The following is a 10736-nucleotide window of genomic DNA, read 5'->3' as shown; positions in this document are numbered from 1 at the left end:
GAATATATTTATACCGATATTTCCCCTCTATTTGTTAATAAAGCAAAACAGAAGTTTCAAGACTATGATTTTATAAATTATCAAATTCTCAATATAGAAAAGCCTGTAGAATCACAAAATTTTGAAAGTCATCAATATGATATTGTGATCGCGGCTAATGTTTTACACGCTACCTCAAATTTACAGCAGGTTTTAGATAATATTAAACGTTTACTGGTTGCCAAAGGATTGCTGATTTTGTTAGAAGGAACTCAACCTTTACGTTGGTTTGACTTAACCTTTGGTTTGACAGAAGGATGGTGGAAATTTAATGATCAAGAGATTCGTCCCAACTATCCTTTAATTCCTGCTTCTCAATGGCAAAATCTATTACAAGAAAGTGCGTTTTACAAAGCTATAACCTTAACAGAAAATTATAATAAACCTCTTGAACAAGCAGTTATTATCGCTCAAAATAGTCAACTCAATCAGTCAGAATCAAAGGAATGGTTAATTTTTGCAGATCAGCAAGGAATGACTCAACAACTTGCTCAACTTTTGACAGAGCAGGGAGAATCTTGTACTTTAGTGTTTGCAGGAAAAAAATACCAACAAGTTAATCAGCGAACCTATCAAGTTAATCCTAATAAAATAGATAATTTTAATCAACTTTTTGCAACTCTAACAGCGAAAAATATAATCTGTAAAAAAGTTGTCTACCTATGGAGTTTAGAGACTTCATCACCTGAAGCTTTAAGTTTAGAAGAATTGACAACCACCTCAAAAATAGGCTGGGAAAGCTTATTAAAGCTAACTCAATCACTGGTTAAAAACTATTCTCAACCGCCATCTTTAGCAATTGTTACTAAAGGATCTGTTGCAACTGGAATAGAAACGAATTTGTCGGGAATAGCCTATTCTCCCCTATGGGGACTGGGGAAAGTTATTGCTTTAGAACATCCAGAACTGCATTGCATTCAAGTAGATTTAGACCCAGAAAAATCGCTTGAAACTCAAGTCAATATCTTGTTAACTGAACTCAAACACCCCACAGCAGAAAATCAAGTAACATTTCGTGAAAATACTCGGAAAGTATCTCGATTAACTCGCTATAAAACAAACAGTTTAAACCAATTAGAACTTACCAAAAATAAACCATTTAAACTGGGAATTTCCAAACGGGGAACACCGGAAAATATGAACTTACAACCTACAAATCGCCGTCAACCGAAAGCACAAGAAGTTGAAATTAAAGTAAAAGTAACTGGACTGAACTTTATTGATGTTTTGGATGTATTAGGTGTACTTCCCTTTGAAAGAGATTGGTTTGGGGTAGAATGTGCAGGTGAAATTGTAGCAGTTGGAGAGGGTGTCGAACACCTCAAAATAGGTGATAATGTTATCGCTCTCGCGCCGGGAAGTTTTAGTCAATATGTAACTGTTAACGCTCAATTAGTCACGTTGAAACCTGTTCACTTAAGTTTTGAGGAAGCGGCTACAATTCCCGCCAATTTCATAACAGCTTATTATGCCTTACATCATCTTGCAAAAATTTCCGAAGGAGACAAAGTTTTAATTCATTCTGCCGCAGGGGGGACAGGAATGGCGGCTGTAAAAATTGCCCAAGCTGTGGGAGCAGAAGTCTTTGCAACTGCAAGTTCTAGTAAGTGGGAATTTTTAAAATCATTAGGCATAAAACACATTATGAACTCGCGAACGTTAGAATTTGCCGATGACATTATGCGGCAAACTCAAAACCAGGGAGTTGATATTGTTTTCAATTCTTTATCGGGAGAATTTATCCCTAAAAGTTTATCGATACTTAAAGAAAATGGACGTTTTATCGAAATAGGGAAGCGAGAAATTTGGAGTTTAACTCAAGTCAAAAACATCAAGCAGAATGTCTCTTATTACCTAGTTGATTTAATGACTACCGCCCAAGAAAATCCTAATTTAATTCAGTCACTTTTATCAGAAATAGTGCAGAAGTTTACCACCCAAGAATTACAACCATTACCCCACAAAATCTTTAATATTAAAAATGCACCTGCTGCTTTTCGATATATGCAGCAAGCCAAACATATCGGTAAAATTGTCATCACAAACTCAACTCAAGAAAATCGGAAAGATTTCTCGGAGGGAACCTATTTAATTACAGGAGGTTTGGGAGGATTAGGACTGTTAGTTGCTCGTTGGCTGGTTGAAAAAGGAGCGAAAAATATAGTATTATTAAGTCGTCGTCATCCCAACTCAGAAACTCAAACAACACTAGATGAATTAGAAAGACTTGGAGCGAAAGTTATTATTACTCAAGCCGACATTTCTGACGATAAAAAAGTCACTAAAATTTTCCAGAATATTAAACAAAATTTACCTCCATTACGAGGAATTTTTCATGCGGCTGGAGTATTAGAAGATGGTGTATTAATGCAACTCAACTCTGAAAAATTTGAGCGCGTAATGAAGCCAAAAATGCACGGAGCCTGGAACTTACACCAGTTAACAAAAGACATCCCTCTCGACTATTTTGTACTCTTTTCTTCGGCTGCTTCGCTGTTAGGTTCACCTGGACAAGCTAACCACGTCGCAGCGAATACTTTTCTAGATATGCTTGCTCACTACCGCCAAATGTTGGGCTTACCCGGACTCAGTATTAACTGGGGTGCCTGGTCTGAAGTCGGAGCCGCGGCTGAACGTCAAGTCACTCAGCACATGAGCCTCAAGGGAGTAGGAACGATTTCTCCTCAGCAAGGGCTAGAAATTTTAGAGGAATTAATCGCTCAACCCGACCCACAAGTTGGGGTAATTCCGATAGATTGGTCGCGTTTTTTACAACAAGGATTAACTTCCCCTTTCTTCTCAGAAATTATCCCAACAGAAGCACAACCAAAACAGACAAAAAACTCAAAAATAATCCAAAAATTGGCAACCCTTCCCGCTAATGAGCATGAATCTATTTTAATTTCTTATTTGCAAGCTGAAGTCGGTAAAGTGTTAGGACTGCAACCCTCTCAATTTCCCGATCCAAAGCAAGGCTTTTTTGATATGGGGATGGACTCTTTGATGATAATTGAACTCAGAAATATTTTGGAGAATAGTTTGGGAAAATCTGTTCCTTCAACTGTGATTTTTGAATATCCAACTATCAAAGATTTAGCCGAATATATTAGGACTGAAATCCTACAAACTCACCCCTTGATTAATTCCAATAAAAATGTTAGTCTTATTACGCAAGAACAGCCAGAATTTACCGTAAATAATATAGAAAATTCTATTACCAAAGAACTTGAAAATTTAGAAAAATTATTAGGAGGTTAAACCCATGAATAATCTATCTTCATCTGAACGAATACTTGCCGCTCTTACAGAAGCTCGAACCAAGCTCGAAGCTGTAGAACAAGAGAAAAATGAACGAGTCGCTATTATTGGCATGGCGGGCCGTTTTCCTGGCGCTCAAACCGTTGAACAGTTTTGGGAAAATATAAAAAATGGGGTTAACTCTATACAATTTTTATCTGATGAAGAATTAGTTTCATCTGGTGTGAGTTTAGATGAAATTAATGCTCAAAACTATGTCAAAGCATATGCGAGTTTTGACCAGATTGAATACTTTGATGCCGCCTTTTTTGGTTACTCTCCCCGAGAAGCAGAACTGATTGATCCTCAACATAGAATTTTTCTAGAATGTGCCTGGGAAGCTTTAGAAAATGCAGGCTATGACCCCGAACGCTATTCGGGTAAAATAGGAGTTTATGGAGGTTCAGCTTTAAACAATTACATCATTAATCTTTACAACAATACTGCTTTAAGAAAATCGGTAGACTCGGTGCAGTTTGTCATCAGTAATGTTATGGGTTTAATGCCCACTAGAGTTTCTTATAAATTCAACTTAAAAGGCCCGAGTTGTGGGATTCAAACCGGATGTTCGACATCATTAGTGAGTGTTCATATCGCTTGTCAAAGTTTACTGAAACAAGAATGTGATATTGCCTTAGCAGGTGGAGTTACAGTTAATTCCGCTAGAAAGTCAGGTTATCTTTATAAAGAAGACGGAATTGCTTCTCCTGATGGTTATTGTCGCGCTTTTGATGCGAATGCCAAAGGAACAGTTTTCGGAAATGGAGTGGGTATTGTTGTCTTAAAACGGCTGAGTAAAGCCTTAGAAGATGGCGATCAAATTTATGCCGTTATTCGAGGTTCAGCTATTAATAATGATGGTTCTCAAAAAGTGGGTTTAACTGCTCCTAGTGTAACAGGTCAAGCGGAAGTTATTGCAACCGCAATTGCAAAAGCCGATGTAGAACCTGAGACCATTAATTACATAGAAACGCATGGTACTGGAACAGCATTAGGTGATCCGATTGAAATTTCTGCTTTAACAAAAGTTTTTAATAAAAGTAATAAGAAATCTTGTGCTATAGGTTCAGTCAAAAGCAACATCGGACATTTAGATGCAGCCGCAGGAATTGCAGGATTAATTAAAGCGACATTAGCCCTCAAAAATCAGCAAATTCCCCCCAGTTTAAATTTTGAGAATCCTAACCCTCAAATTAACTTTGCTGACAGTGCATTTTATGTCAATACTCAACTGTCAAACTGGCAAAAAAATGGCAGTCCTCGCCGTGCTGGAGTCAGTTCTTTTGGTATGGGAGGAACGAATGCTCATATCATCCTTGAAGAAGCTCCTCAAGTCGAAATTTATAGCAATTCCCGTCCTTGGAAATTGCTCTTACTCTCTGCAAAAACGCCATCAGCTTTAGAAACAGCAACAACTCAACTTGCAACCCATCTCAAACAGCATTCAAATTTAAACTTAGCAGATGTAGCTTATACTTTACAAACCGGAAGAAAACATCACGAATATCGCCGAATCTTAGTCTGTAAAGAGTTAAAAGATGCTATTGAAACCTTAGAGAACTCTGAAAATAAATCCCAAAAATTATTAACAAAGTTCTATCAACATAGCCCCCAAACCCTTGTTTTTATGTTCTCGGGGCAAGGGAGTCAATATATTAATATGGCGTTAGAAATCTATGAAACAGAACCTATTTTTAGACAAATAATTGATGAGTGTAGTGAACTGATAAAACCCCATTTACAGCAAGATCTAAGAGAAATAATCTATCCAAAACAGCATCCAGAAAACAACTTAATTAATGAAACAGCCTATGCACAACCCGCACTATTTATAATAGAATATGCTTTGGCTAAACTGTGGATAAGTTGGGGTGTAAAACCTCAAGCAATGATTGGTCATAGTATTGGAGAATATGTTGCTGCAACTTTTGCGGGTGTGTTTTCTTTAGAAGATGCTTTAGCCTTAGTTGCAACCCGAGGAAAACTGATGCAAACCTGTCCATCTGGGGCTATGCTTTCGGTTTCTTCAACACCGGAAACAATACAATCTATCCTTCCTAAAGAATTAGTAATTGCCACGATTAATTCTCCCGATTTATGTGTTGTTTCCGGTTCAAACACTGCGATTGAAACGTTCGAGCAAGTTTTGATTAAACAAAATATTACCTATCGTCGTTTACATACATCTCATGCTTTTCATTCTCCTTTAATGGAACCAATTTTAGACGAATTTAAACAGATAGTTACCAAGATTAACCTAAATCCTCCTGAAATTCCCGTCATATCGAATGTAACAGGAACTTGGCTGACTGCAACTGAAGCAACTCAAGCCGAATATTGGGTTCAACACTTAAGAAAAACGGTGCAGTTTTCTGAGGGAATTAAACAGGTATTGCAAAAGCCAAATCCTCTATTATTGGAAGTTGGGCCTGGACGGACATTGACTATCTTTGCCAAACAGCATCAACCTGATATAAATGCCTTAACAACCTTGCGTCATCCCCAAGATAAACAGTCAGATCATGCTCATATTTTAGAAACTTTAGGGCAACTTTGGCTATCGGGAATAGAAGTTAATTGGTCGGCACTTTATCCGAATGAACGACATCCGAATGAACGACGCCAGCGCGTACCCTTACCCACTTATCCTTTTGAACGACAATATTATTGGATTGAACCTCAAGCTGAAACTAATAATTCTCAAGAAAAACCTCAACAACCGCAGAAAAAGCCTAATTTAGCTGAATGGTTTTATGTTCCTTCTTGGAAACGTTCAACCCTTCCTAAGCTTTCATCTAATACAGAACGTAAATGTTGGTTGATTTTTGTGGATGAAATTGGATTGGGTGAAAAAATTGTTCAACGCTTAATAGCAGAAAATCAAGTTGTAGCTGAAGTCAGAATTGGAGAAAAGTTTATTCAACTTACTGAGACTTTATTTGAGATCAATCCTGAAAAATTTGATGACTATCAATATTTAATAAAAATCCTGAAACAAAACAACTTTGTTCCCAATGAGATACTTCATTTTTGGGGAACAGAATCAGCAGAGCATTTCAATTCGACTTTAGAAATTGATTTTGAATCTTATCAAAATAAAAGTTTCTATAGCTTACTCGCTTTAGTTCAAGCAATTACTCAACAAAACATTGATACCCTTGTAAAACTGACAACAGTTACGAATAATATTCACGATGTACTCGGTACAGAAGCTTTCAATCCCGCTCAAGTGACACAACTCGGGTTATGCAAAGTTATTTCGCAAGAATATCCCCATATTACCTGCAAAAATATTGATGTTGCTCTTCCCGAAAATTCGGATTTATTCACAAAAGGGATCGATCAATTGATAGCGGAATTGCAACAAAATTATACAGAGCCAGTCGTTGCTTATCGAGATCGATATCGATGGATACAAACATTTGAATCGGTGTTATTACCCGAACATTCTGCAAAAGAAACACGATTTATCAAAAATGGCGTATATTTAATTGTAGGAGATTTAGTTGAAGGATTAGGATTAGTTTATGCACAGTATTTAACTCAAGAATTAGAAGCAAAACTGATTTTAATCGGTCGTTCAACCTTACCGGAAAAACATCAATGGGAACAGTGGTTAGTCTCACATGGTCAGCAAGATAATATAAGTAAATGTATTCGTAAACTGCAAGCCTTAGAAACATCGGGAGCAGAATTTTTATTCTTCAGTGCTGACTTAGCAGATGAAACAAAAATGCAGTCAATTGTCACTCAAGCCTATGAAAAATTTGGTCAAATTAATGGGGTAATTCATGCTGGAACAATGGGAGATAGATCAAGCTGTCCACTTCAAGATTTAGACCTAGAAAAATGTCATAATCAGTTCCAAATGAAAGTTATAGGATTAATTACACTTGCTAAAATTTTTGAGGGTCAAAAATTAGATTTTTATCTGTTACAATCTTCTCTGTCGTCAATTGTGGGAGGCGTAGGATTTGGTGCTTATACAGCCGCTAATTTATTTATGGATGCCTTTGCTAACCAACAAAATAAAACGAGTTCAACACCCTGGATTAGTGTTAATTGGGATGCGTGTCAATGGGACGAAGAATCAACCTCTCAAAAAACAGGTTCAGCCTTGATTGATTTAGCGATAAAACCTGATGAAGTTTGGCAAATATCGAAACGAATTTTATCAGAAAATATTATTTCTCAACTCGCCGTTTCACCTAGAGATTTACACGCTAGAATTGAGCAGTCAATTCAACAAAAAACTTATGAAAACTCAGAGATATTACAACTGGCTAAAGCGGATCAATTAAACTCTAATCATGCTCGACCCCATCTGCAAACTGATTATTCTGCCCCTCGAAATGAGATTGAACAAATTATTGCTAATGCAATGCAAGATTTATTAGGAATAGAGAAAGTAGGAATTTATGATAACTTTTTTGAGTTAGGTGGGCATTCATTACTAGCAATTCAGATTATTTCCCGTTTGCGAGAAAAATTTCAAATAGATATTCCAATGCGAGAGTTCTTATTTGAATCACCGAGTGTTGCTGGTATTGCAAAAATCATTGAGGAAAATCAATCCAAAATAACAGATGATCCAGAGATTGAAAGACTATTAGAAGAAGTCGAAAAATTATCTTCACAAGAAGTTGAAAATTTGCTATCAATTCAGGGAAGCGTCTCTGAAGATTATGAAAAAACGTAATTGTAAGTATATATTGCTAAACAACATAAACTAAAAAATTACAATGAATAGAGGAATAAGTTATTATGGACTTTAGCTTTTTTTACTTTGATGGAGATGGATCAGTTGCACAACAAAATAAGTATCATTTACTGATTGAAAGTGCAAAATTTGCCGACAAAAATGGTTTTTCAGCAGTTTGGACACCTGAACGACATTTTCACGCTTTTGGCGGGCTTTATCCGAATCCTTCCCTAACAAATGCTGCACTTGCAATGGTTACAAAAAAAATTCAATTGCGAGCAGGAAGTGTGGTTGTACCTTTACATCATCCTGTGCGAATTGTAGAAGAATGGGCTGTGGTTGATAACCTTTCAAATGGTCGAGTTCAGATTGCTTTTGCTTCCGGTTGGACGATGGATGAATTCATTCTTTCTCGTGAAATTCATGCCAATCGAAAAGCGAATATGTGGCGAGGAATTAAAGCAGTTCAGCAACTTTGGCAAGGGGCAGCAGTAGACTATCAAGACGCAAGTGGTAGAACGGTTAAGGTGAAAACTTTACCAAAACCCATTCAATCAAAACTTCCTATTTGGATTACCTGTCAATCTCCAGAAACATTTATTGAAGCAGGTAAAATGGGGGCTAATGTTCTCACTTCTTTACTCGGTGGAACTTTAGAAAGTATCGTTCCGAAAATAAAACTCTATCGAGAAGCATTAGCGAAAAAAGGTCATAATCCCGAAGAAGGAAAAGTCGCTTTAATGATTCATACTTTTTTGGGAGAAAGTTTACATGAAGTCAAAGAAAAAGTCAGACAACCTTTTTCTGAGTATCTCAAAACTCACTATGATTTGTTAGATAACCTAGCTAAAAGCATGGGGTTAAATGTTAGTCTTAAAAACTTCTCAGCAGATGATCTCGATAGCTTACTCTTATTTGGAGTGGAAGGCTTTATGAAAGGACGTTCTCTCATCGGAACTCCAACGAGTTGTCTTTCCTTTGTTGAACAAATTGAGCAAGCAGGTATCAATGAAATTGCCTCTCTGATTGACTTTGTTCCTGATGAAAAGGCTGTCATGGAAAGCCTGAGCTACTTAAAAGAATTGCGAGAAAAATATCATGCTGTTCAAGTCAGTCAGAAAACATTAGTTTAAAACAAAAAATGACTAATACAGATCAAAAGCTAGATGAGTTAAAAAGAAGAATTGCTGCTCTTTCACCAGAAAAACGGCAACTCCTTGAGCAACAACTGAAAAATAAAAAACAGCAATTGAGTTCCCTGACCATTCCAAAGCGAAAAATATATGATAATTTACCCTTGTCATTTTCTCAACAACGGCTGTGGTTTATCCATCAGTTAGAGTCTGAAACTTCTGCTTACAATATTCCAATTGCGTGGCATCTCAACGGGCATATCAATATTGCTATTCTTGTACAAACTTTGAATGAAATTGTTCGCCGCCATGAAAGCTTAAGAACTACTTTTAACAGTATCCAGAATAATCAACCTCAGCAAAGTATTTCATCTCATTTTACTCTAAATATTCCTATAATTGACTTGCAAATATTATCGAAAAACCACAGTGATAGTGAAGCAAAACGGCTTGCAAAACAAGAAGCAAAGAACTATTTTAATCTCAATAAAGATCAATTAATCAGAGTAACGTTATTAAAACTCAGTGAAACTCAATTTATCTTGCTTTTGACCTTACATCATATTATTGCAGATGGATGGTCAAGAGGAGTTTTACTGAAGGAATTTTCTGCAATTTACAAAGCCTTCTCTGAACAAAAAACCTCACCATTACCCGAACTAAAAATTCAATATGTAGACTTTGCAATTTGGCAACAGCAATGGCTAACAGGAGAAGAATTAAAAACACAGTTAAGTTACTGGAAACAGAAACTTAAAAATTTAACAACCCTAAATTTGCCCACAGATTATCCTCGACCTGTAACTCAGAGTTTTCGAGGAAAAACTCAGTCTTTAACACTTTCTAAAGAACTAACCACAGCTTTACAAACACTGAGTCGTCAGCAAGGGGTTACTCTATTTATGACCTTACTTGCAGCTTTTAAAATATTATTACATCGATATAGTAACCAAGATGATATTGTCATTGGTTCTCCTATTGCCAATCGAAATTGGCAGGAAACAGAAAGCCTAATTGGTTTTTTTGTTAATACTCTAGTTTTACGAACTGACTTATCAGGAAATCCCTCTTTTGAAGATGTTTTAAAGCGAGTTAGACAGGTAACTTCTGGAGCATATAAACATCAAGATTTACCTTTTTCAAAGTTAGTAGAAGAACTTCAACCGGAACGTCATCTCAGTCATAATCCTTTGTTTCAGGTTATGTTTCAGTTTCAAAATGAGGCTTATCAGTTTCAAAATTCATCTAGTCCTGAATTACAATTACCCAACTTACAAATCAGTCAATTTTGGATCTACCCGGAATCAACTAAGTTTGATCTCACTTGGCATTTAATTGAGCGAGAATCAGAAATTTTAGTCGTTATAGAATATAGTACAGACTTATTTAAACAAGACACGATTGCACGAATGCTTGGGCATTTTCAGATGATCTTATCAGAAATTATTGCTAACCCACAGGTAAAACTTTCTAACCTATCAATTCTAACTGTTACTGAACAACATCAATTGTTAACAGAGTGGAATAAAACTAAAGCTAATTATATTAATAACTGTGTTCATCAT

General features: G+C 36.4%; 4 protein-coding genes. All 4 read left to right on the top strand.

What is annotated here, in order from left to right; genetic code table 11:
- The coding region (locus WN50_RS09615; protein WP_046279052.1) for an SDR family NAD(P)-dependent oxidoreductase at window positions 1–3297 on the top strand (3297 nt) is incomplete at its 5' end.
- 4 nt (window positions 3298–3301) lie between these two features.
- The gene (locus WN50_RS09610; RefSeq protein WP_046279051.1) at window positions 3302–8035 is read left to right on the top strand and encodes a type I polyketide synthase; all 4734 of its coding nucleotides are present in this window, start codon (window positions 3302–3304) and stop codon (window positions 8033–8035) included.
- A gap of 65 nt (window positions 8036–8100) precedes the next feature.
- Window positions 8101–9171: an LLM class flavin-dependent oxidoreductase gene (locus tag WN50_RS09605; protein WP_046279050.1), complete on the top strand. Its 1071-nt coding sequence runs from the start codon at window positions 8101–8103 to the stop codon at window positions 9169–9171.
- Between the two features lie 8 nt (window positions 9172–9179).
- Window positions 9180–10736: condensation domain-containing protein (locus tag WN50_RS09600; RefSeq protein ID WP_046279049.1), on the top strand; the 1557-nt coding region annotated here is incomplete at its 3' end.

This window comes from Limnoraphis robusta CS-951, from assembly GCF_000972705.2.
The sequence above is the reverse complement of the archived record's forward strand: the minus strand, read 5'-3'. Positions and strand labels throughout refer to the sequence as shown.